This window comes from Methanolobus bombayensis (genome assembly GCF_017873415.1).
Taxonomy (GTDB): Archaea; Halobacteriota; Methanosarcinia; order Methanosarcinales; family Methanosarcinaceae; genus Methanolobus; species Methanolobus bombayensis.
In genome coordinates, this window is record NZ_JAGGKD010000003.1 from 159,964 (window position 1) to 183,105 (window position 23,142).

Annotated in this window: 29 protein-coding genes; 8 read left to right on the forward strand and 21 right to left on the reverse strand. The window is 41.7% G+C overall.

The genetic code is table 11. From position 1 onward, the window contains the following. Nucleotides 1-206: 206 nt before the first annotated feature. Complete coding sequence (locus tag J2746_RS04740; RefSeq protein ID WP_209617056.1) at nucleotides 207-410, reverse strand: hypothetical protein; 204 nt, start codon at nucleotides 408-410, stop codon at nucleotides 207-209. Nucleotides 411-585: 175 nt separating this feature from the next. Here J2746_RS04740 and J2746_RS04745 point away from each other — a divergent pair, with 175 nt between their 5' ends. After that, nucleotides 586-1,440, forward strand: coding sequence for a TrmB family transcriptional regulator (locus J2746_RS04745; protein ID WP_209617057.1), 855 nt, complete (start codon nucleotides 586-588; stop codon nucleotides 1,438-1,440). A gap of 96 nt (nucleotides 1,441-1,536) precedes the next feature. Here J2746_RS04745 and clpB read toward each other — a convergent pair whose 3' ends face one another. The 4 genes from clpB to groES all read right to left on the reverse strand — a co-directional run bounded on the left by clpB (nucleotide 1,537) and on the right by groES (nucleotide 6,890). Continuing rightward, nucleotides 1,537-4,152, reverse strand: a complete 2,616-nt coding sequence (clpB, locus tag J2746_RS04750) for an ATP-dependent chaperone ClpB (RefSeq protein ID WP_209617058.1) — start codon at nucleotides 4,150-4,152, stop codon at nucleotides 1,537-1,539. A gap of 195 nt (nucleotides 4,153-4,347) precedes the next feature. Beyond that, entirely contained in the window at nucleotides 4,348-4,809 is a 462-nt protein-coding gene (locus tag J2746_RS04755) for an Hsp20/alpha crystallin family protein (RefSeq protein ID WP_209617060.1), read from the reverse strand. Between the two features lie 164 nt (nucleotides 4,810-4,973). After that, nucleotides 4,974-6,581: a chaperonin GroEL gene (gene groL / locus J2746_RS04760; RefSeq protein WP_209617062.1), complete on the reverse strand. Its 1,608-nt coding sequence runs from the start codon at nucleotides 6,579-6,581 to the stop codon at nucleotides 4,974-4,976. A gap of 33 nt (nucleotides 6,582-6,614) precedes the next feature. Further along, on the reverse strand, nucleotides 6,615-6,890 hold the full coding sequence (gene groES, locus J2746_RS04765; RefSeq protein ID WP_209617068.1) for a co-chaperone GroES: 276 nt from the start codon (nucleotides 6,888-6,890) through the stop codon (nucleotides 6,615-6,617). 175 nt (nucleotides 6,891-7,065) lie between these two features. On the opposite strand from groES, the gene J2746_RS04770 reads away from it, so the two are divergent. Next, a complete protein-coding gene (locus tag J2746_RS04770) occupies nucleotides 7,066-7,476 on the forward strand; it encodes an ArsR family transcriptional regulator (RefSeq protein ID WP_209617071.1) in 411 nt (136 codons plus the stop codon). Nucleotides 7,477-7,517: 41 nt separating this feature from the next. Here the strand turns inward: J2746_RS04770 and J2746_RS04775 are convergent, their stop codons facing one another. Further along, nucleotides 7,518-8,348, reverse strand: coding sequence for a molybdopterin synthase (locus J2746_RS04775; protein ID WP_209617078.1), 831 nt, complete (start codon nucleotides 8,346-8,348; stop codon nucleotides 7,518-7,520). A gap of 144 nt (nucleotides 8,349-8,492) precedes the next feature. On the opposite strand from J2746_RS04775, the gene radC reads away from it, so the two are divergent. Continuing rightward, nucleotides 8,493-9,182, forward strand: a complete 690-nt coding sequence (radC, locus tag J2746_RS04780; protein ID WP_209617081.1) for a RadC family protein — start codon at nucleotides 8,493-8,495, stop codon at nucleotides 9,180-9,182. A 14-nt stretch (nucleotides 9,183-9,196) separates the two neighbouring features. Here the strand turns inward: radC and J2746_RS04785 are convergent, their stop codons facing one another. Continuing rightward, complete coding sequence (locus J2746_RS04785) at nucleotides 9,197-9,937, reverse strand: helix-turn-helix transcriptional regulator (RefSeq protein WP_209617084.1); 741 nt, start codon at nucleotides 9,935-9,937, stop codon at nucleotides 9,197-9,199. 85 nt (nucleotides 9,938-10,022) lie between these two features. Between J2746_RS04785 and J2746_RS04790 the strand changes: the two genes are divergently transcribed. The 5 genes from J2746_RS04790 (at nucleotide 10,023) to J2746_RS04810 (ending at nucleotide 13,643) form a co-directional block, all read left to right on the forward strand. After that, entirely contained in the window at nucleotides 10,023-10,304 is a 282-nt protein-coding gene (locus J2746_RS04790; RefSeq protein WP_209617086.1) for a hypothetical protein, read from the forward strand. Beyond that, nucleotides 10,291-10,470: a hypothetical protein gene (locus tag J2746_RS04795; protein ID WP_209617088.1), complete on the forward strand. Its 180-nt coding sequence runs from the start codon at nucleotides 10,291-10,293 to the stop codon at nucleotides 10,468-10,470. Before J2746_RS04790 ends, J2746_RS04795 begins: the two co-directional genes overlap by 14 nt. 29 nt (nucleotides 10,471-10,499) lie before the next feature. After that, nucleotides 10,500-11,072 (forward strand): class I SAM-dependent methyltransferase, encoded by a 573-nt coding sequence (locus J2746_RS04800; protein ID WP_209617090.1) that lies wholly within the window; start codon nucleotides 10,500-10,502, stop codon nucleotides 11,070-11,072. 98 nt (nucleotides 11,073-11,170) lie between these two features. Then, nucleotides 11,171-12,082, forward strand: a complete 912-nt coding sequence (gene mmp11, locus J2746_RS04805) for a methanogenesis marker protein 11 (RefSeq protein WP_209617092.1) — start codon at nucleotides 11,171-11,173, stop codon at nucleotides 12,080-12,082. Between the two features lie 7 nt (nucleotides 12,083-12,089). Further along, nucleotides 12,090-13,643 (forward strand): thiamine pyrophosphate-dependent enzyme, encoded by a 1,554-nt coding sequence (locus J2746_RS04810; protein WP_209617094.1) that lies wholly within the window; start codon nucleotides 12,090-12,092, stop codon nucleotides 13,641-13,643. 102 nt (nucleotides 13,644-13,745) lie between these two features. Here the strand turns inward: J2746_RS04810 and J2746_RS04815 are convergent, their stop codons facing one another. The 14 genes from J2746_RS04815 to J2746_RS04880 all read right to left on the reverse strand — a co-directional run bounded on the left by J2746_RS04815 (nucleotide 13,746) and on the right by J2746_RS04880 (nucleotide 23,134). Further along, complete coding sequence (locus tag J2746_RS04815) at nucleotides 13,746-14,726, reverse strand: methanogenesis marker 12 protein (RefSeq protein ID WP_209617096.1); 981 nt, start codon at nucleotides 14,724-14,726, stop codon at nucleotides 13,746-13,748. A 10-nt stretch (nucleotides 14,727-14,736) separates the two neighbouring features. Beyond that, a complete protein-coding gene (locus J2746_RS04820) occupies nucleotides 14,737-15,084 on the reverse strand; it encodes a DUF2103 domain-containing protein (protein ID WP_209617099.1) in 348 nt (115 codons plus the stop codon). 168 nt (nucleotides 15,085-15,252) lie between these two features. Continuing rightward, complete coding sequence (locus J2746_RS04825) at nucleotides 15,253-15,690, reverse strand: ACT domain-containing protein (protein ID WP_209617101.1); 438 nt, start codon at nucleotides 15,688-15,690, stop codon at nucleotides 15,253-15,255. A 43-nt stretch (nucleotides 15,691-15,733) separates the two neighbouring features. Beyond that, nucleotides 15,734-17,038 (reverse strand): phenylacetate--CoA ligase family protein, encoded by a 1,305-nt coding sequence (locus tag J2746_RS04830; RefSeq protein ID WP_209617104.1) that lies wholly within the window; start codon nucleotides 17,036-17,038, stop codon nucleotides 15,734-15,736. 19 nt (nucleotides 17,039-17,057) lie between these two features. Beyond that, entirely contained in the window at nucleotides 17,058-18,056 is a 999-nt protein-coding gene (locus J2746_RS04835) for a DHH family phosphoesterase (RefSeq protein ID WP_209617107.1), read from the reverse strand. Between the two features lie 60 nt (nucleotides 18,057-18,116). Beyond that, nucleotides 18,117-18,470, reverse strand: a complete 354-nt coding sequence (locus J2746_RS04840) for a prefoldin subunit beta (RefSeq protein WP_209617110.1) — start codon at nucleotides 18,468-18,470, stop codon at nucleotides 18,117-18,119. Between the two features lie 127 nt (nucleotides 18,471-18,597). After that, complete coding sequence (locus J2746_RS04845; protein WP_209617113.1) at nucleotides 18,598-18,834, reverse strand: KEOPS complex subunit Pcc1; 237 nt, start codon at nucleotides 18,832-18,834, stop codon at nucleotides 18,598-18,600. After that, nucleotides 18,825-19,295 carry a Brix domain-containing protein gene (locus J2746_RS04850; RefSeq protein WP_209617117.1) on the reverse strand — a complete coding sequence of 157 codons (471 nt, stop codon included), beginning with the start codon at nucleotides 19,293-19,295 and terminating at the stop codon, nucleotides 18,825-18,827. Before J2746_RS04850 ends, J2746_RS04845 begins: the two co-directional genes overlap by 10 nt. Nucleotides 19,296-19,301: 6 nt before the next feature. Continuing rightward, the gene (locus J2746_RS04855; protein WP_084323965.1) at nucleotides 19,302-19,439 is read right to left on the reverse strand and encodes a DNA-directed RNA polymerase subunit P; all 138 of its coding nucleotides are present in this window, start codon (nucleotides 19,437-19,439) and stop codon (nucleotides 19,302-19,304) included. A 7-nt stretch (nucleotides 19,440-19,446) separates the two neighbouring features. Further along, on the reverse strand, nucleotides 19,447-19,749 hold the full coding sequence (locus J2746_RS04860; protein WP_209617120.1) for a 50S ribosomal protein L37ae: 303 nt from the start codon (nucleotides 19,747-19,749) through the stop codon (nucleotides 19,447-19,449). 51 nt (nucleotides 19,750-19,800) lie between these two features. Next, the gene (rrp42, locus tag J2746_RS04865) at nucleotides 19,801-20,583 is read right to left on the reverse strand and encodes an exosome complex protein Rrp42 (RefSeq protein WP_209617123.1); all 783 of its coding nucleotides are present in this window, start codon (nucleotides 20,581-20,583) and stop codon (nucleotides 19,801-19,803) included. Nucleotides 20,584-20,592: 9 nt separating this feature from the next. Then, on the reverse strand, nucleotides 20,593-21,594 hold the full coding sequence (gene rrp41, locus J2746_RS04870) for an exosome complex exonuclease Rrp41 (RefSeq protein ID WP_209617126.1): 1,002 nt from the start codon (nucleotides 21,592-21,594) through the stop codon (nucleotides 20,593-20,595). 52 nt (nucleotides 21,595-21,646) lie between these two features. Beyond that, the gene (gene rrp4, locus J2746_RS04875) at nucleotides 21,647-22,432 is read right to left on the reverse strand and encodes an exosome complex RNA-binding protein Rrp4 (protein WP_209617129.1); all 786 of its coding nucleotides are present in this window, start codon (nucleotides 22,430-22,432) and stop codon (nucleotides 21,647-21,649) included. Nucleotides 22,433-22,441: 9 nt separating this feature from the next. After that, nucleotides 22,442-23,134, reverse strand: a complete 693-nt coding sequence (locus J2746_RS04880; protein ID WP_209617131.1) for a ribosome assembly factor SBDS — start codon at nucleotides 23,132-23,134, stop codon at nucleotides 22,442-22,444. Nucleotides 23,135-23,142: the final 8 nt, after the last annotated feature.

Sequence of the window (23,142 nt, forward strand, 5' to 3'; positions counted from 1 at the left end):
TTATTTTTACATTAGAACATCAAAATATAGATTTGCGTAATAATAAATTGACTTCAATCTATAAAGCAAGAAGGTGAAAAGAGATATGAACTTGCCACAGAAAGAATAATGAGAAAATCCCATTTATTACACTTTTGTATATACAGGTACATATATAAGAGTTTCACTCTTAAAAAAACACATAATAAGTTACATTACAATGATATTTATTCATTATTATTCCAAAATGACCTGGAAGATTTGTTAAAATCGCCACTATAATGCCTATCTTCCATTAATGAATCCAGATCTATCTTATTTTGCTTAACCCAGGTATTATCAAGGTTTTTAATAGAAATACATTTAATATGAGACTTTAAAGCATCTACTGAAGATTTTTTCTTATGAAAGTCACCTGTTTTCTGTCTCATTTTGAAACACCTCTTGCAAAATATTTACAATTTACAAATACCCGACTATGTATCGTCGAGCAAGACTATGATATAAAATGATATAAAATTTGCCATTAAAACATCCGTTTAGTTGTTTTAACTCACAAATTATAAATACACAGGGATTCAAACTGCAATAATAAAACGTGATATTATGGACCATGAAGGATCATTAAGAGACCTGGGGCTTACTAAATACGAAGCTTCTGCATACTCAACATTGTTAAAAGAAGGAGTGACAGGGGCACAGGAATTGTCCCGCAAATCAGACATACCTGTAGGGAAGATCTACGAAGTTCTTTCAAACCTGAACAACATGGGACTTGTTGAATTTCAAAGATCAAGACCCCGGAAATACAGGGCCGTTAAACCTTCTATTGCCCTGAACAACCTTTACACCAAAAAAGAAGAAGAAACAAAGAACGAGCTGGAAAACTTCAAACTGAAAGTATCAGAACTTGAATCCAAGTTCTCCGATATTGCGCAGCCGGATCATACAGAGTTACAGTTCTGGTCAACCCTTATTGGGGAAGAAGATATCGTCAAAAACATCAAGAGTATGCTGGATGAGACCGAAAATGAGATTGTTCATGTAAAACTTGGAAAAATCACACATATACTACGTGATGGTAAAAAGTGCATTGATCCAAAGACACTTATCCCAATGATTGTTGATGAATTCATCAAGGCTGCAGAAAAAGGCATCAAAATAAAGACCATCGTCCCCGAAGAAATATTCGTAGTCGGGCTGAAAGAAAGGTTTGAACAAATAGATGATCCAATGCGAAAATTCATGATCGAAAAGAACATGGAGATTAGAGTCCTTGATAGTGAATATGACTTTATCCTGATTGATGAACACATTACCTATATACCCATTCCGGACCCTGTAAACATTAAAGAAGTCTTCGGAGAACTTAAAGTATATGATAAGGAATATGCAATTAAACTGAAAAATAAGTTTGATGAACTGTGGTTCAAAGGGAAAAAAATGAATCTGAGTATTTAATATATCTGTTCTTCCAATATTATGAAAATGAGAAAAGAATTTTCCGATTGCTTAATTGCTATCGGAAATTCATCACTAAGAGTGTAAAACTCTTTTTTACTCTGCTGAACTTACTTCAACAATTAGCTCTGCACCGTTGCTGTCAACACGGACAATAGAACCTTCCGGCACCTCTCCTGCAACAATGAGCTTGGCAATCCTTGTCTCGACCTCGTTCTGGATGACCCTCTTAAGTGGCCTCGCACCGAATGTTGCACTATATCCTGCTTCAGCAAGATATGCCTTTGCAGCATCTGTAAGGTCAAGGCTGATACGCTTATCCTTAAGTCTTTCAACGAGGTCAGCAACCTTGATGTCAACTATACTTACAAGCTGTTCAGGCTTAAGCGCATGGAAGAGAGCGATCTCATCGATACGATTGAGGAACTCCGGTCTGAAATACTTTCCAAGTTCAGTCATTGCACGCATCTGCAGTATGTTATAATCCACATTCTGCTCATCCTCTCCAGTCTTAAGGAGTTCGGAAAGATCACCTGCAAAGATGTTGGACGTCATGATAATCAGCGTGTTCTTGAAATCCACGGTCCTGCCCTTTGAATCGGTCAGACGTCCATCGTCAAGTATCTGCAGCATGACGTTGAACACATCCGGATGTGCCTTTTCGATCTCATCGAAGAGTACAACGGAATATGGTCTTCTGCGTACAGCCTCTGTAAGCTGGCCACCTTCATCATGACCTACATAACCTGGTGGTGCACCGATCATCCTTGCAACTGTGTGCTTTTCCATGTACTCGGACATGTCAATGCGCACCATGTTATTCTCATCATCGAACAGTTCTGCTGCAAGCGCTTTTACAAGCTCGGTCTTACCGACTCCTGTCGGACCAAGGAATATGAAACTTCCAATAGGACGTCTTGGATCCTTGATGCCTGCATAGTTTCGTATGACCGCATCAGCTACGGCCTTTACAGCTTCTTCCTGACCAATGATACGCTGGTGAAGGTTATCCTCGAAATGGACAAGTTTCTCACGTTCGCCTTCCATGAGCTTTGTCACAGGTATATGCGTCCACTGACTGACTACCTCGGCAATGTCCTCTTCTCCAACTTCCTCATTCAGAAGCATTTCACCCTGCATTTCCTGAAGGAGTTTTTCCTCTTCAGCATACTGGTGTTGCAGTGGAATGAGTGTCCCGTACTTCAGCCTGGATGCGAGTTCAAGGTTGTTATCGTTCTCAGCAAGATCAAGCTGGACCTTTGTGTCCTCTATCTCCTGCTTCAGGGAACCAAGCTTTGAAATGGCTTCCTTTTCACGATCCCATCTTGCTCTCATTGCATCGGATTCTGCCCTGATATCTGCAACTTCTTTCTCAAGGGTTTCCAGACGCTCCTTTGAAGCTGCATCCTTTTCCTTCTTAAGTGCCTCGCGCTCGATCTCAAGCTGCATGATCTTACGGTCAGCCTCATCGAGTTCTGCAGGTTTGCTGTCAATTGCAGTTCTCTTCTTTGCAGCAGCCTCGTCCACGAGGTCGATTGCCTTATCAGGGAGGAACCTGTCTGCAATATAACGGTTACTCATGATTGCAGCAGCGACAAGTGAAGAGTCCTTAAGACGTACACCGTGGTGTACCTCGTATTTCTCCTTCAGTCCACGAAGGATTGAAATTGTATCCTCTACAGTTGGCTGCTCGACAAATACCGGCAGGAACCTGCGTTCAAGTGCAGCGTCTTTTTCAATGTACTTACGGTACTCGTCAACGGTTGTTGCACCGATACAGTGAAGCTCCCCACGGGCAAGCATAGGTTTAAGGAGATTTCCTGCATCCATAGCACCTTCTGTGGCACCTGCTCCTACGATGGTGTGAATCTCATCAATGAAGAGGATTATCTGACCTTCGGATTCTGCGACTTCCTTAAGCACAGCCTTAAGTCTTTCCTCGAACTCACCACGGAACTTCGCACCGGCTACCAGTGCACCCATATCAAGAGCAATGATACGCTTCTCTTTCATTGCATCAGGAACATCCCTTTTGGCAATACGCTGAGCAAGTGCTTCCACAATTGCAGTCTTACCGACACCGGCCTCACCGATGAGTACAGGATTGTTCTTCCTTCGGCGTGAAAGGATCTCAACTGTGTGCCTGATCTCCTGATCCCTTCCGATGACAGGATCAAGCTTACCCTGAGCTGCAAGTTCTGTGAAATCAATTCCGTACTTCTTCAGTGGTTCCATAGTCTCTTCCGGATTTTCTGAGGTGATTCTTCTATTCCCCCTTACCTGCTTTATTGCTTCAAGGATCCTGGCACGTGTAACTCCTTCACTTGCAAGAATCTTACCACACTGACTGTCCTTTTCCTCAACCATTGCAAGCAGGAGATGTTCAACACTGACATATTCATCCTTCATCTTCCCAGCTTCCCGGGAAGCAGCATCAAGGATACGCCTCATGGTCTGGGTCATGTAGACCTGATCCCCGCCCGGACCTGAGACCTGTGGCAGGTTTGCAAGCTGGGCTTCAACTTTTTCCTTTATGCGGTCCAACGGAACTTCCATATTCTGAAGTAAGGTTGTTACCAGTCCTCCGCTCTGCTCCAGCAGTGCAAGCAGCATGTGTTCGCAGTCTATCTGCTGATTTCTGTATCTTGCAGCAATTGTACTTGAGCCCTGAATAGCTTCCTGGGCTTTTTGTGTGAAACGATTAAGATCCATAATTATAAACTCCTAAACTCCCCGGGATTGACATTTCCCATTTTTATTTTTGAATGTTTAACTTAAATCACTTTTGATACCTGACACGTTTTTGTGGGTCATGTCTGAACCCGGATAAGCGACAAAATAAATGCCAGGTAGCAAGATGGCCATGGCCACAGCTACTCAGGCATAGTTTTTCACGTATGAGCCCATCTATTCGATAAGTATCTTTTTGTTTTCTTCAATCTGCATCTTTGGCAAAGTTACGGAAAGCACACCGTTCTCAAGTTTTGCCTTTGCACCCTCGACAGAGACTGTACTTGGCAAGGTCACAGTCCTTGAGAATGAACTGTAAGTCCGCTCCCTTCTAAGGTAGCCTTCGTCCTTTTCCTCATTTTCAAAGTTTCTCTTTGCAGATATTGTCAGCATATTGTCACTGACATCAAGGTCAACATCACCTTTCTCAACTCCCGGGAGATCGGTGGTTACAAGAATTTCAGAACCTTCATCCTTTACATCCACAAGTGGTGCAAGTATTCCGGCTTCCGACCATCTCTCCCCGAAATTTCTCTCTTTGAACATGTTGTTCAGCATATCCTGCATCTGCACGATCTCTTCCATTGGGTTCCATAATCCTCCCCTTGCAGGTGTCGCTTTTGTCAGACCAAATCTCATACTATCACTCCTTTTATCTCATGGATATTTTGTTGTTCTTTGTTCATCAGGCGGTACGATTTTACATTAAATTCTCTGTAGATTTTTGCTAAATTCGAAATATCTGTCCTTCACCTCTTGTTTTCTTTTTTGAATATGTAGGATAAATAAAGATAAGAGAGCGATCAGATTATGATCGCAGGTGTCTTATCATCTTTCTCATCATCAAAGTCAGCTACAACTGCCTCTGTTGTCAGAATCATAGCCGCAATAGACGCAGCATTCTGTAATCCGCTTCTTACAACCTTGGTAGGATCAATGACACCAGCCTCGAAGAGATCTTCAAAGTTGTCGGTCTTTGCGTTGTAACCATACTGATCATTGGATTCAGTTCTGATCTGGGCGATTATCTCAGCGCCATCTCTTCCGGCATTCAGTGATATCTGGCGGATAGGCTCTTCCAGTGCACGTTTGACGATCTTAAGACCAATTTCCTGTTCACCTTCAAGCTTGAGGTCTTCAAGCACAGATGTTGCACGGAACAGTGAGATCCCACCACCGGCAACCACACCTTCCTCAACAGCAGCTTTTGTAGCATTAAGGGCGTCATCGATCCTCATCTTCTTTTCTTTGAGTTCGGTTTCTGTTGCAGCTCCTACCTTAATGACCGCGACACCGCCGCCGAGTTTTGCAAGACGTTTCTTAAGTTCTTTCTTCTTGAACTCCGCATCAGTGACATTGATCTGTGACTCTATAAGCTGCATTCTCTTATCGATATCAGCTTTGTCACCCTTGCCTTCAATGATTGTTGTCTTGTTCTTGTCGATATTGACCTTGCGTGCTGTTCCAAGCATGTGTTCTGCAAATTCCTCTATCTTCATATCCTTGTCTTCGCTGATCACCATACCACCTGTGAGGATCGCAATATCCTCAAGCATGGCCTTCTGCTCATCTCCGAATCCCGGAGCCTTTACAGCACATACACGAAGTGAACCACGGATGATGTTTAATATCAATGCAGCCTGTGCATCGCCTTCGACATCCTGTGCGATCATGACCAGAGGTTTGCCTTCTTTTGCAACCTTCTCGAGCACAGGGATGATCTGGTTCATGGTGGTGATCTTGCGGTCTGTAATTAAGATGTATGGGTCTTCGAACTCACAGGTCATCTTTTCCTGATCAGTTGCCATATATGGTGACACGAAACCACGATCAAACTGCATACCTTCAACAACTTCGAGGTGTGTTTCCATGGTCTTGGAATTCTCAACTGTAATCACACCGTTGTAACCTACCTTTTCCATTGCATCCGCAATGAACTTACCAACGACCTCATCGTTGTTTGCTGAGATGGTTGCAACCTGAAGGATCTTTTCCTTGTCCTTTACATCCTTGCTCTTTTCCTTGAGGCTTGCAACGACCTTTTCAGTTGCCTTTTCAATACCTTTCCTGACCTCAATTGGATTTGCGCCCGCACTGATGTTCTTTAATCCTTCCCTTATCATTGACTGTGCAAGCAAGGTTGCAGTGGTTGTTCCGTCACCGGTGTTGTCCTGAGTTTTTGATGCGACCTCTTTCACAAGCTTCGCACCCATGTTCTCGAATTTGTCATTAAGTTCGATCTCTTTGGCAATGGTTACACCGTCGTTGGTTACAACCGGACTGCTGGGCTTGTCAAGGACAACATTACGGCCCTTAGGACCAAGTGTAATCTTTACAGTGTTTGCTACTTTATCTACACCACTTAACAATGCTTTACGTGCATCTTCATCAAACATAATCTGTTTTGACATAGATATTCCCTCTTTAGCTTCCTTTTACTTTCCTTATTCCTCAACTACCGCTAAGACATCCGCAAAATCAATGAACATGTGAACTTCACCGTCAACATCGATCTCGTCACTCTTGTATCCACCGTAGATCACATGGTCCCCGGCCTTTAATGGAAGTTCCTTGCCATCCTCGTAGGTTCCCACAGCGACTATGATTCCTTCTTTCTTTTCTTCCTGTGCGGAATCAGGGATATAAATTCCACTTTCAGTGACTTCTGCCTTTTTGACAGATTTGATTAAGACTCTCTCACCAATTGGTCTGATAATCATCGTTTATTTTCCTCCAATTATCATCTGACCGGAAAGTCCCGGTCATCTGAGCAATTATATTGTATACCCCATATATAAACCTTTTGCAAAAAATATGTTTTTTCTCTGTTTTATCGAAATCATTTCGATATTATACAGATAGATATATATACATCCTGCAAGATAGCATAATCCTATGCCACAACAGATAATCCTTATAAATCTGGAAAAGCCCAGGGAAAAGAAACTGGAAGAAGATATTCGCTGGTTCTGCAACAGTTTCGGATTATCTTCCGGACGGGATACAGAAAATGTTGCTACGCAAATAGTACTTGATCTCCTCCAGCAACTGGCAGAAAACCAGGATAAGATATCATCAGACATCATAGCTAAGAGTATTGAAGTAAACCAGTCCAGAGTGAACCACCATATCAGAAACCTGATCAACTCCGGCCTGATCTACAGGGAAAAAAGAGGACTGTACCTCCGTGGAGGAAGTCTTAAGGCTGCAGTACAGGAAATGAGAAAAGATTCCGACCGCATATTCCAGGAACTGGAGGAAATAGCGGAAGAAATTGATGAACAGATGGGACTGAAGAACAGATAAGTCCATCTGGCCATTGTTTTTAATATGTAATCTAATATAACTCAGAGTTTATCATGAACCCAGAAATCACCTTCAATGGTGAACTCTTTTTTCCAGATAGGAACATCTTCTTTTATACGCTCAAGGGATTCTACAAGAATTTCAAATAACTCCTGCCTGTGAGCGGCAGCCACGACTATGTATACGATGTCCTCACCAGATTTTATTAATCCTGTTTTATGATGAATGAGTACATCAATGATATTTTCCTTTTGTTTCATGTCAAAACATATCTTTTCAATAGCCCTATCGGCAACACCTTCGTATTTTTCAAAATCGATGGCAGTCGTTTCTACGTTATCATTGATACGACGGACTATCCCGGTGAATGTTGCAATTCCACCTGAAAGACGGATATCAGGATTGGAACGAACTTTGCGAATAAGTGAATCGAGGGTTACCCATTCGGGCTGATCAAGAATAAGCTGTACAAGAGCATCGATGTCCCAATCTCCTTTTTCAGACAACTGCAAAATGATATTTGATACGTCATCAGAGCTTTCCGGCTCGCCAAGGAATATCTTTGGAAAATCACTGCTTTTTGCGCCTTCAACTATTGCAAAGTCTGCCCCGTTGTCTGCAAGAGAGTTCATGGCATCCTCAAGAGATGGACCCCGCTTTATTGTTACAAGCTCAGTATCAGTTATTGCTGCAACCAGATCAGCACCTGCATCGAAATGTTTACCCGTGTCAGTGTCCTGCGGATTGAAACGATGATGCAACATCTGTTTTAAAGTACCAACTTTCCCATATTCAGAAAGAGCTTCCACAAGGCGGGTGACCAGAGTTGTTTTGCCTGAATTCTTATATCCTGCAACACAAATGACTTTCATAAAGAAAGGTATGCAGGTTCATTCTATAAGTACGCAGCGCAAACAGTATCAAGTTCATTCATATAAACTATTTTTTAGATTTAGACTAAATTATAATAGACTAATTACGATTAATTTATATTCTACTATTTTGTAGCCATTGCAATGAGTGAGTATAAGATCAGCATTCATGATATGCCGATGGACGAAAGGCCCAGGGAAAGACTACTGAAATACGGACCAGAAGCGCTTTCAAATGCAGAACTTCTGGCGATAATCCTGAGAACAGGTTCACAGAAAGAGAATGTGGTTAACATGTGCAGCCGCATTTTCTCAGAATACAATATCAAACAGCTAAGCCAGGCGAACATCACAGGCCTCACGAAAATCCATGGAATCGGTACTGCAAAGGCTGCACAGATAGCGGCTATCTTTGAACTTGCCCGCAAACTTGAAGGATTCAGCGATGAGCCTAAAAGAAAGATAAGGTCACCGGCAGATGTCTATTCCATACTTTATCCGGGAATGAGGGAGCACAAACGTGAAAGACTTGTGGCTCTTCTGCTTGACACAAAGAATCAGATAATACGCGAGGAACTTATCTCAATCGGCAGCCTGAATGCAAATATAGTTCACCCAAGAGAGGTTTTCAAGGCAGCACTCATGGAATCATGTGCTTCGGTAATCCTCTCACACAATCATCCTTCTGGTGACCCTACACCGAGTAGGGAGGATATTGCAGTTACCGAAAAACTTGTTGAAGGTGGCAAGCTGCTTGGAATTGACGTGTTGGATCATGTGGTTATTGGAGAGGGCAGGTATGTGAGTTTGAAGGATGAAGGATATGTGCGATAAAAATAAATCGCTTTTCAGCATCTTTTAGACATTTCAAAATAATGGAGGAATGCAGCCCTACACCATTTTATAAATTTCTCATCCGGGCCTATGAGAACATGGTCCCTGTCCACATTACCATCAGGACCCGGCAAAGCCAGTAAACCAAATCTGTCTGTGACATTGACAATAATTCTCACTTCATCCAGTGTCCTTATCTCAATATCTGAATACATTTGTTCAGGAAGATCCTTTTTCAGATTATCAATAAGAGTCTGAGGGTAAACAGCGCGGAACTCTACACCTTCTTTCAGTTTCTTTTCGATATGAGGAAGGTAGAAACGAGGAAAATCATCAGAGAGATACCAACCATATACATGAATATCATCAAATATTGCCGTCATTTTATTCACCAGCACAAACACACCTTCTATATATTCCGTTCCGGCGAAGGAGTCCAGTTCCCGAAGAAGATGTGGTGGTATAGGAGAGGTATCATGCTTAAGGAAAAAATCAGACCTGTTTGCAATGGTTTCCAGATTTGACAGGGATGAAACTACCAGTCTGCCAAGGTTAGTAAGTGAATAGTATCCTTCACCATCTTTTGCAATAAGCTCTTTTCCGGACAGACGGTTCAATTGCCTTGAAGCTTCCGGAGATGTAGCACCAATGATCTTTGTAATACTGGTGAATTTCAATGATTCCTTCTCCAGTGCCTTTAATATAGCAAGCCTGTTATCGGATGCCAGTTCCGCAAAGAGTTCGTGACTTTTCATTGATGTATCCTGTAACAATTATGTTAGCTGTTTATATCAATGTAACTAAAGTAACAATTATTCCAGATTTTTTTAAAGTACCTGCATGAGGATAGTAATCATTGTGAAAGAAATGCTCGAAAATGAATTTGCATTCTTGGCAGCCATAAGGGACCTCAGCTACATCAGAAAACTGAAAATCCGCTGCTATTGCACCAATGTGATGGAGATAAGTGGAATAATGGATGTTACAGAAATAATCCTTAGCGAACCGGGAGTTCTGCAGATCTCTGGTAAATTCGGAGATATCGACATTTCTGTCACAAAACTACAAATGAAGAAAATAAAAAAATTGTTGTTCAAAGGTGATCTGGATGAGAACAAATAGAAAAGGCAATTGGTTTGGATTGTTGGTAATAATCGTCGGAATCTTATATCTGTTTGCAGACCTGGCAAAGACATATAATATAGGGATAAGCGGTTGGACATCCTTTTTCCTGCTTTCAGGGTTCTGGTTGATTTGCAACAGCAGAAAAAAGGAACTCGGAGAGTAAACAGACTTTTGTACAGGAGGTTGTACTTCATGCGTAATCTAAAAGCAGAGATGTTCAATAGAAAAGCAGCAAAGCCAGGGAATAAAGCTGATGAGATTATAAGAGCCCTTGCTCTGAAAAGAGGGCAGAATGTAGCAGACGTTGGTGTGGGAGGAGGATATTTTTCCCTTCGTTTTTCCAGGGCAGTTGAAGATGATGGAAAAATATATGCTGTTGATACAAACAGGAATTTTCTTGAATTCCTGAAGATTGAGTCTGAGAAGAAGGGACAATATAACATCGAAACAAATCTGGCGAAACAGAATAGATTTCCACTAAGGAAGAAGGATATTGATCTGGTGTTCCTCCGTAACGTATATCACCACATTCCTGATCGAGTGAATTATTTCAAAGACATGGCAGCATCCCTGAAAGAAGAAGGCAGGGTTGCTATTATCGATTATGACGGAAGAGGAGGATTTAGTTTTCATCGCCTTTTTGGTCATTACGTTCCAAAAACCACAATCATTGATGAGATGAGCAAAGCTGGTTACGGGTTGTGTAAGGAGTTTTCATTTCTCCCTCAACAGAGCTTTTTGATATTTTCTAAAATCCAAGAATAATGTAAATCACTAAAAATAGGAGAATGACGTGGAAGTAATAATTATCTATACATTTGCAAACAAAACATTTAAACAATTGACCGGCATTTAAGTCCCAAATGAAAGAGATTGAACTTAAAGACCCCTACACCACTCCATACAGGGGCATATATGCAATTTGCGACAGTAAAAATGAATATGCTGAGATCATCGAGCATACGAACTGTTATGGCGGTGCTGCATGGTCAAAGTTCCACTATTCTCACTCCCCGCTTATACTGAAAACACGTTCCATTGGGAACATGATCAGATACACCGTAAAGATCGGTACATCACCTCTTGAGCTGAAACCATCCACTGCAGCAGCAGGAATTGAATCTGTGATCGTTGAAGGTGAGGAGGTTCACATTACATATGCAGGACTTGGAGGTGGAGGAGTAGGCGCCACAAAATGCAGGGCATTCGCTGAAGGCGTGCTTCGATGTGATTATACAGAATCCGGTGGTGGGCGTGCTGCTAAAGGCACGGTTGTAGTTCCCAGAAGGGAAAGAGTGCTCATAGGGATCGATGACACCGACACCAAAGAAGAAGGTGCAACCTGGACATTGACCCACAACATGGCAAAAGCACTTGACTGCAATGAATACATTTACCTTTCACACTCACTTGTACAGCTTTTCCCGGTTTCTGCAAGAACCCAGAACTGTGTATCCACAGTACTTGAATTTGGATGTGTGGATGCAAATGCAAAACAGGAACTGCTTGAAAGCGTAAAGGCAGCACTCCTGAAATACAGTGTATCCAATGAGACGGGAATGGTAGTACTTCCTGATTTTGATGCAAAGAAGATCAATGAATATGCCAGTAAATGCCGCGGTGGAGAACTTACAAAGCAATATGCTCTGCAATATGCAAAAGACAACGATGTAGATGTCTGGCTTGATGGAAACGGCGTCATTGGTGCACTTGCAGCACTTGCATGGTTTGCTAAACCTGATAATTCAGTAAAGCTAAGTGCAGAACTTGAATGATTAAGATATGACTGATATTGAGGATACAACCGGCCTTAAAGCACTATACCTTGCAGCACTTGACAGCAATGTAAGGTTCATTACTGCTGTTGCTGGTTATCCTATGACTGCAGTTGCAGACTACTTCTTTGAGAATAAGGATCCCAGTAACTACAATGACTACAACATTCACTGGTTCACCAATGAAAAAGCTGCTCTTGAAGCAGCATTGGGTGCATCTGTTACCGGACGGCGCTCAATTGTAATGGTCAAGCACGTAGGAATGAATGTCCTTTCAGATCCACTTATGACTGCAATGATGCACACAATCGGTTCAGGGCTTGTGATACTTGCAGGCGATGACCCGGGAGCAAGAGCATCACAGAACGAGCAGGATTCCAGATTCTACGGAGCTCTTTCCGAAACTGCTGTTTTTGACCCTTCAACACCCCGGGATGTTTATGATTCACTGAAAAGGGCTTTTGAACTTTCAGAGAAAGCAAAGGTTCCAGTAATAATGAGAATTACTGAAAGAATAGAAAAGGAAAAGCAGGAAGTCTGCATACCGGTATCAAAACCAAAGATTAATCCTGAAGAAAAAGTTCTTGACAGGAATATCTGGAAACTGACAATGCATGGAAAGCATCAGAGATTCCACATTGACTCCGAACCAATACTCATTCACGAAGCTGAAAGTTCACGTTCCAACCGTATGTCAATTAATGGAGACAGGGTCGGAATTATATCATCCGGATATCCTTCATTTGTTGTGGACAAGATACTTTCCACACAATTAGTTTACTCTTCTTATTCACATCTGAGTCTTGGAATGGTTTCACCTTTCCCGGAAAAACTTGTAAAACGTTTTATAGAACAGCATGAACGTATAATTGTTGTGGAAGAGAGTGAACCTTTCATTGAATCACATATCAGCACATGTTCTGAAAAAGTTCTTGGAAAAAAGACCGGACATCTTCCATTCAGCATAATTGAAAAGGAACATGTCAATCTTGCTTTTGAGAACATCGATAAAGATGAAGTCTCAAAATACACTGATGTACAGACAATCCTCAGCAGAGGTTCAAAGCCTATTTGTAGCGATTGTCCATTCATGCCACTCTACAATGTCCTTAGTGATATTCAACCAGTTGCAGGAGATATGGGCTGTTCTATTCGTACAGCACCTGACCCGTTAAATGCAGTTAATACCGGATTTGCACTTGGAGGGGCAATATCAACAGCCTGCGGTTTCCCCGGAAAGGGCATAGCTGTGATTGGAGATTTCGGGCTTGCCCATTCAGGCATTATTGGACTGATAAATGCTGTTGACAGTGGTTTCGACATCCTTGCCATCGTACTCCAGAATGATGTTGCAGCTATGACCGGAGGACAGGCTGCACCTGACCTGAAAGAAGTTGTAAAGACACTTGTGCCTGATACTACCTGCATTAACATAGATGAGATGCAAGGTTCAGAAGGAAGCAAAGCCTGTTCAGACATTATTAAAGACACGATACAGAAAAAACTTGATCAAAAGGGAGTTTCTGTTATCTATATCGAAGGCAGTTGCCCAAAATACTGATAGTTTGATGTTTTTAATTTGTTGTTTAAAACTTGCTGTTTGAAATTTATTGTTTTAAGTTTATAATTTTAAATTTGAAATGTCAAACAGAGATGTATCTCATCAATTCTTGAAATTTACTTTCAGACCCAGAATTTCACTTGAACCAGAATTAATATCCCTTGCAATCTCTGCACAACCGATGGCGGCACTCCATCTGTCAAGGACATGGGCTTTCACATCAAGATGAGCTTCTATCTTCTTTACAACTTCAGGAACCTCACCAACGGAACCTTCGATGACAACATCACCCACAGAGCCATATTCTTTCATCAGAAGCTGCATACCGGTAATTTCCATGGCAGCAAAAAGTGCGATGCTATCTATTGCCAGTATAGCCCGAGAATCCCCATCTGCTGCAGCTTTAATGAGTTCATGTCTATCTGAGAATGAGGTGTGTTTAAGAACTCCTGAATTAACAAAAGCTTCATTAGCACTCATTTTACCCGCATCCACATCCCTCAGACACTGTACATCCAGTGGACCATGCTGCAACCCCGGAGCAAATATGCATGCATCTATTGCACCAATTAGTTTCCCATCTGAAACTGCAACAGTAACAGTATTGGAACTGATGTCAGAAAGAACAAAATCGTTGAATCCAATTGCAAATGCATGATAGGCAATTCCTATCTTTTCAGGACTGGTTGAATGTGAGAAAATATTAAGACGAGGATCTGTATCGCTGTTTTCATGGATACCGGGAATTACAACAGCAGGAATTCCAGAGGATCTTATAGAATCAAAAACAAGGCCTCCACCGCCAGTTTTCTTACCGGCACCCTCTATGCTTTTAACACCACGGTTTTCAACTGTCCTTATGTCCTCTATATCCTTAATGCCATCACCCATTGAATAGGTCACAGCCATAAGGAAAATATCAGAAGAACTTATCCCGAAAGCATTTTCTATTGAAGATATCAGCTGGGACTCTGTCATCCCGGCGGCCTCAGTTCTTGGAATTTCAAGTTTCAGCACATTTCCGTCAGGAAAAAGTGCAGCAAAGCGCATTGCAGTTGTACCATGGTCTATTCCAATAAACATTAATTTCACCTTAAATATCAGATAATAATGAATTGAGCTCTTTCATAACGTGCTCACCTTCTTCAAAACTACCTACGTTTGTGACAATGCGTAGTTCCTGAAAAGAAGTTCCACGTGAAAGAAGAAGTCGCATATTGCCCCTGTCATCAGGTCTCTGCACCCTGCCAGTAAGTTTTCCGCCGGAATTTCCTTTTCCTTTTACAGCAATTACAGAAGGAATTATCTTTTTGACAGAAGGATGTTGACTAATCAGGGATACAACCTTTTTACCACTGCGTCCACCTATAATAGTAGTATGTGAGCCACCGAGTTTTAAATCTGGTTTGCGAACTCCGTTCGAATTAGTAGTATCCGTCATTTCAATTGGAATGACAACAGGTCATATAAAATATTAGTGGTTCGATTCTGTATCGGCTGCAAAACCCGGAAGAGAATATGAAAAATCATAAAACATAAACAAATGAAAGATTTATGGAAATATAACCAATAAACTGTTTTTGAATAAAAGAAAATAATATTCAGAAAATCAGATTTCCTGAATATTTACCATATCAATGAGCTTGACACCTGCACCATTAAGAACCTTAATTGCTCCTTCGATATCACTGACCCTGAGGATGAGAAGTGCTTTCTCGGTCTTTGTAACAAAAGCATAAGCATAGTCTATGTTGATGCTCTGAGCACCAAGCACATCAGCGATCTTACCCAGTCCACCTGGCACATCTTCCATCTCTATACCCAGAACACTGGTCTCGGAAACCGTGAATCCTGCATCATGGAGAACTTCATGAGCAAGATCAGGCTTATCAACTACCATCCTGATGATACCGAAATCACCTGCTTCAGCAATGGTAAAAGCCCTTATGTTAATACCTGCATTCCTGAAATTTGATGCAATATTAGCAAGGCGACCCGGCTTGTTCTCAGCGAAAAGTGATATCTGTTTGATTATCTTTTCTTCCATATTAGCACCTGCATTTTTATTAGAAGTTATGTGATGTAAGCGTTTATAACTTTCTGTTGTCTATCACTTTCTTGGCTTTACCCATTGAGCGCGGGATTGTTCCCTTCTCAACAAGCTCGACCTTAACCGCCAGATTGAGGACATTCTTAAGTGCTGCTTGAACCTTCTTTTCAAGATCAATGATATCATTGACCTTGTCACTGAATGCTTCATCTGTCATCTCGATCTGGATGGTCATGGTATCAAGTTCATTCACCCTGTCGACAAGAATCATAAAGTGCTCACCAACCTCAGGAATCGTCATCAATACAGATTCCACCTGTCCCGGAAAAACATTAATTCCACGAACAATAAGCATGTCATCTGCACGGCCAAGGACCCTCATGATACGTGGGTGTGTACGACCACACTTGCATGGCTCCTTGTTAATAACAGTGATATCTCCAATACGATACCTGATAAGTGGAAGTGCTTCTTTTGCAAGGGTCGTGATAACAAGCTCTCCACGCTCACCATCACCAAGCTGTTCACCTGTTGCCGGATCAATTACCTCAATAAGGAACTGGTCTGCCCATATGTGAATACCTTCCTGGAACTGGCATTCTGTACAAAGAGGACCACTAAGTTCGGAAGTACCGTAGATATCATAGGCTTTGATACCTGTTGCTTCTTCTATTCTTGCCCTCATTTCTTCGGACCATGGCTCTGCACCGAATACTCCGGCCTTAAGATTTGTATCATTCTGTATGCTGATACCATTCTGGTTTGCAACCTCACTCATGAAGAGGAAGTAAGATGGCGTACAGGCAATTACACTGCTGCCCAGATCCTGCATAAGTTCAAGTTGCTTTTCTGTATTACCTGAACTTGTAGGAAGAACAGTAGAACCTACTTCTTCAGCACCATAGTGAAGTCCGAGACCACCTGTGAAAAGACCGTACCCGTAGCTTACCTGAATTACATCCCCACGACCAACACCAATTGAGGTGAGAGCCCTTGCAAGGGATGTGTTCCATTCCTGAATATCATTCTTTGTATAACCTACTACAGTTGGTTTTCCTGTGGTCCCTGAGGATACATGAAAACGCACAAGCTGCTCGTTAGGCACACAGAACATTCCTGTTGGATAAGTATCTCTGAGATCGGATTTATACGTAAAAGGTAATTTTTTAAGGTCATCTAGTGATTGGATGTTTTCAGGTTTAACGCCTGCCTCATCGAATTTCTTTTTATAGAAATCCGAGTGCTGGTATACGTAGTTCACCAGACTTTTAAGTTTCTTCTCCTGCATTTTCTCCAGTTCATCAACTGGCATCCTTTCCATCAATGGGTTCCAGTATTCTATCATCTAATTGCCCCTTTATCAATTATTCAGATTCGTGACATTCATCATTCAGTGAATCACATATAGAAGGATTGGGTTTGCCCGTGAGGATATCACGTATCCTGCTTTTGCATTCACCCAGTATTGTATCCATGTCGGCAACCACATCTATTCCAGCAGCTCCCGCATGACCTCCTCCGGTGCCATCATAATTCTGGCTTATATCTTCCATAATCTTTCCCAGATTGACACCTGCAGCAACAGCTTCACGCTTGGCTCTGCCACTTACCCTGATATTTGCATCACGGGAAGTTCCTATGAGAGCCACATCAGCCCCGATATTAAGGAACATGGATGAAGCTGCACCACCAAAGGAATTTACATGAGAGTCAACAAGTAACCAGTCATCAACCCTTTCAATGGTTGCACGGGTGGCACATTTTAACATTGCTATACGCATGGATATATCCTGCGGAGTTGCTGCCATCATTTCCAGCACTTCGGCATATTCCACACCACTACAGGCAATTATTTCAGAAACTGTTCTGAATGTTTCCTGAGTAGCATGTTTAAAATGTCCGGTGTCGGTTATTATACCAGTAAGCAGACCCATTGCAGTGCGTCGCATTACAGGTGCACCCATGGATCTCAGTATGTCAAATACCATCTCTGCAGTGGATGTTGCATGACGGTGTAGATAGAACTCAGCATTCTCGATAAGAGCAGTAGTTGCATGATGATCGATCACACAGTATTTACCAAGTTTAATATCATTTAGCTGGGAACTTGTGGAAGTATCAACTACAAGAGTTATGTCATATTCAGACGGATCAGGTTTTTCAACCACGTCAATATTTAGTTTATCAATAAGAAGAGAAGCAACACGGTTACACCCATCAACAAGGCCAATTGTTCCTCCCACGGCTTCTGAAAGTGCAAATGCACTACTTACGGCATCCGGATCGGCGTTCCGATGACAAAGATAAAGGATATTAGTATAATCCAGAAGCTTATTGTAAAACTCCGTTTCTTCAACTTGCATGGAAACCTCTGAACATTGTCGGATCTAATACCGACATGTCATCAGAAATAGAGATCAGGCTTACTGTGCCTGGTTCCCCATAGATTGTTCAATCTGTTCCTGAAGTTGTGTGAAACGTTTTGATATCCTTTCTTCCTGTCTGGAAATGGATTGTAATCTGAGTGAAAGTGTTTCTACTTTTTCATTCAGTTTAGATACAGACTCTTCCTTATTGGATTTTATCTGTAATTCACCAACACTGCGATAGATGACAACATCGTCAGGCATTTTTTCCAGTTCTTCAAGAGCCATTTCAGCTTCTTTCTGCATGGACTCAACCTGAGATTTCTGCATTGCAAGTGACTGCGCTTGCTGCTGAACCTGTTGCAACTGCGCCAGTTGATTCTGTATCTGCGGGGGTATTTGTGTACTCATTTGGTTTCACCTGGCATACCAATAAACCTGAAATGATTTTAATGTTTCTATGTACATTAATTCAAAAACAAGAATGAAAAGAGATAATAAACCATAAAATACATATTGTTATATGATACAGGAATAATTAAACAATACAGTCCGCTGTTTCGAATGAAACCTGTATCAAACGAAGCCATGTATTAAGAGTTGAACGCATTGCCACCAGGTCATCAGAACTTACCTCTAGAAAGATATATCCATCCTCAACCCATATTGAAACAGATGCTCTGTCAGTTATCTGGCTTTCAAGCTCAGGTTTAAGAGAGCGATAAATCAGGTCGGCTTCGCTATTTTCAAATCGTGAAAGAGACTTCAGGAGCAACTTTCATCAACCTCATATACTTTATAGCTTTTCATCCTGAGGCTGAAAAGTTCTTTATCGCCTTCTTTAAAATGTATATGATTGCCTGAGATCACAAGCGACAATGAAGATGACAACTTTGAATCTTTCTGAATAAGGAGATTATTAATCAATGGTACAAGTTCATTATCCCCTTCTATCAAAGGGAATGAATCAGACCTTTTTGGATAAAAAGAAGGATCTTCTATTACAGAAAAATAAATAGAAAGTGTACAGAAACCTTCATTATCATAGAAAGCTAGGCTACCGGCATTACCATGATATTCCCCAACTATAATGAGAGGAATATTATGAGAGAGACTCAAGACTTCTCCCATGTTCATCTTACCACGGTTGAAATACTCACAACCAAAAAAAGATGCCAGATGCTTACATAGAGTACGCGTTCCGGCAGAAGGTTTGCGAGAAGAAGTGATTAACATCGCTTCTTACTCTGCTTTGATGCGTTTGATAGTTGTTGGACGCTCTTTCACAAGGATACGGTGTCCACAATAAGGACAGCGAATACCTGTATACTCGTAGTCGATCTCAACATTTCTTTTGCATCTGGTACATTTGTAGGCCATATTCACCTTACTCTTCTGCAGCTGCAGCTGCTGCTTCCTTTGCTTTCTTAACAGAACGTGCAACAGTCTTTCCAACATTTGTCTGTGGCAGGAATGTTCCACCTGCAAAAGTATAGTTGCACTTAGCACATTTCCATATGCCCGTACCTGTTCTTTTTACAGTAGGACGTGCGCAGTTTGGACACTTGTGTGGCATGCGCATCTTTTGTTCAAGGTCTGCGACCAGTTTACGGTCTTTCCTACCATAGCGAGTACCAAATCTACCGGCTGATCTGGAAACTCGACCTTTTCGCGTATATTTTTTTGCCATGAATCTTATCTCCTTGAAATTCTGTGATTTTTATGATATTGAATTTGCGGATCAGATATTCAACAGGTGAGCTTCCCTGAGCTCTGATGCTTTCTGGCAGGCAATTGACACAGCTTTTAAAAGTTTTTCCTCGGTAAGTGCGCCATCACCGCTCTTCTGCATTCCTGATATTGAGCCATCCTGATTTGAAACTATAGTTATGCGAGTGTCACAAACAGTTTCTTCATCAAGGTCAGGGTCAACCATCATTTCACCACCGATGTCTACCAGCGTAACTGAAACAGGCATATCCCTTATTGGCATTGGCATATCCTCACCACGACCTTCGCGTTCACCAGGAACAACGGCAGTCAGAAGGGCAGCTATTGCACCCAGAGAGGATACATCCTGGATGTTCCCTTCATTGTTGAGAACATGGATATCGATGAATACCATCCAGACTTCTTCTCCCTCCGTAATACACAACTTGTTTAAATCAATTGCGCCTGATTCACGGATACCTCTGTCAGTGACACGAGCCATCTCAATAGCATTCTCTCTGGGAGGGCCAGCCTCAAAATCAGGAGAAGCTATCGGATTAAGTTCCATACTTGTAATGATGACACCTTGATCGGCAGAATCAGGGAAAGGTGTACCTACCTGCATTTTTACTCCTACAAGAATCTCAGTACCACCCATCTTGATCCAGGCGGATCCTTCAGCCTTTTCTATAACATTGGTACTGATCTCAATATCCCTTATCTCATCAAAGTTTCGGCCATCTGCTCGCTTTCCTTTGAGCATAAGGTTGTAAATATAATCTTTCTTAAGTACTGACATTACTTCATTACCCATGATCGCACCTCAGTCCTTCTCCTCATCATCTTCACCATCAGAGACATCCTCTTCTTCGTCTACATCAGTGAAAGACTCTTCAAAATCCTCTACAAGCTCAACAGCTTCAAAGTCAGAATGTGATTCATCTACATCAATATCTTCATCTTCTTCTGATGACTCAGGAGTAGCATCCTCTTCTTCATCTGAATCGGATTCCTTATCCTCGATATCATCATCCTCAGCTGATTCAAGGGTAGATTCCACAAGTGCAGAAACATCAACATCTTCCTCATCATCAGAGATATCCACTTCATCAAGTTTTGTGAACTTATTTCTGAGTGTTTCTTTCTGTATCTCCATTATCTGGCGACATCCTTCCTTGCACATCTCAATTGCCTGTTTGAACTCTTCCTGAGTAACATCACCATCCATCTGAATTAGAGTGATCTCACCATCAGAGGTCATAGCCATCGGAATATCAGCATCTCCATAATTATCTTCAGGCTTGTTAAGATCAAGTACCAGTTTACCGTCAACCTTTCCCACAGCACAAGCGGATACAAGTCCCTTCATAGGAATTCCAGCATCAGCAAGTGCCACAGAAGCTGCATTTATCGCTGCAGTTCTTGTACCTGCATCTGCCTGAAGGACCTCAGCAAAGACATCAATAACCGCACCCGGATAAAGGTGGGTCAGCACGACAGGCTCAAATGCCTCACGACTTACTTTTGATATTTCGGTGCTCCTTCTGCTAGGACCTGGCCTTATACGATCCTCTACAGAAAAGGCAGCCATATTATAACGATATCTTATTAATACAGAATCAGCTTTCTGCAATCTTCTGGGGTGAAGTTCCCTGGGACCATAAACAGCCGCAAGTACCTTATTTTTACCCCATTCCAAATAACATGAACCATCAGCCCTGGAGAGTACACCTATCTCCATCTTCATTGGCCTGATTTCATCAATACGTCTGCCGTCCAGACGTAATCCATTTTCATCAATGAACTTTTCAGGTTTATCACTCATATTAATTCTCCAATGTTAGCACATTTCCCTGATCAAAAAGTTTTGCCTCGGATCAATCATCATCTTCCAGAAGAGCATCAACTTTTCGATAGGTATCTTCCTTTATCTCACTTTCATTCTCTGCATCTTTCGTATCTTCAGTGAGATCTTCATTCAAAACAGCTTCATCCTCCTCTGAAACAAATTCATCTTCACCTTTTAAAAAAAGAGAGATCCTGTCGGTCAATCCTGAGGTGTGGGAATGTTTCATAATAAGCTCAATAGCTTCAGTGAGAATGTCCATTTGACTATCTTTTCCTTTTATCCATATTCTTCCGTTCTGGCCCACGAATACCTCACAATTTGTCTCTTTCTTAAGCATTGATACCATAGAACCACCATGTCCTATGATACGAGGGACCTTCGCAGGAGTTACTTCAATTACACGGCCCTTGTCGAGAAGTCTCAGACCGCGTTCTCTCATGGTCAATTCGACCTTCATGGATGAACTTACATCTTTTACACGAAGTAAGGCAGACTCACCTATTCCAAGTACTTCTGCCATTTTATCCTGATCGATACGTCTTGGATACTCTGATACGTGTAGCAAACCATCATATGGAGAACCTATATCGAATATCCAGTTAGATGGAGTTACGTCTATAACCGTAGCAATAACATAATCCCTGAAAGATGGAATGTACTTTCCGGAAAAAGGAATTACAGATATCTTTTTCTTAGCGTTCTTTACTCCGTATAAAAGGGAATAGACTTTTCCGTCCTTTACATAAGTACCAGGACCGGAATCATCTTTGTTATCAGACAAAAACTGCCCCGGAATTACAATTTCACGTTCCATTATGTGGCCTCATAATAATTTGGTTTCAGCATCGCCTTTTGTAAGATGGTTCACAAGGCCATAAAAATCATTTTGCAGGCCTGCAGGCATTTTAACAACAGCTACCCATGAACCATCATTCTGCCACTCATTCTTTAAAAGGGTTGCAAAGCCGGCAATATCACCATATGACTTTGCTGCATATTCAGCCGGAATCTTTACGGCTACTTCTACTTCTTCAAATCTTATAGGAATTATTGGCCGGATAGCTTTCATTACAATATTTACCTGCTCATCGACACCTTTGATAGGATCTATATGGACCTTTGCCTCTTCCATTGCCATTTCGATCCTTGCAGGAGGATGAGGAGCTCTTGTCTGAGGATTTATCGCATTCTGTGCAATGATGTTTATTACCTGTCTGGTCTTTTCTTCCAGGATCTGCTTCCTCTGTTCCTTGGTAAGCTGGAGTTCACCATGTAATATGATCTGCCTGGCAATTTCCGTTACATCACTTGTTTCAAAAGTATTCACAAGGTCAGATTCCGCAGCATGGTCCCCTTGAGCAGCATCGGTAAATACCGATTCCACAGCTATAATTTCCTCTATATTGACCTCTTCCCCTCTTTTGAGCGAAAAAGCACCTTCCGGTTCTACAAATACCTCAAAATGATTCTTTCCTTTCTTGAGCCTTGCAATAACAGACTCATCAAGAGACACCATGTTAATTC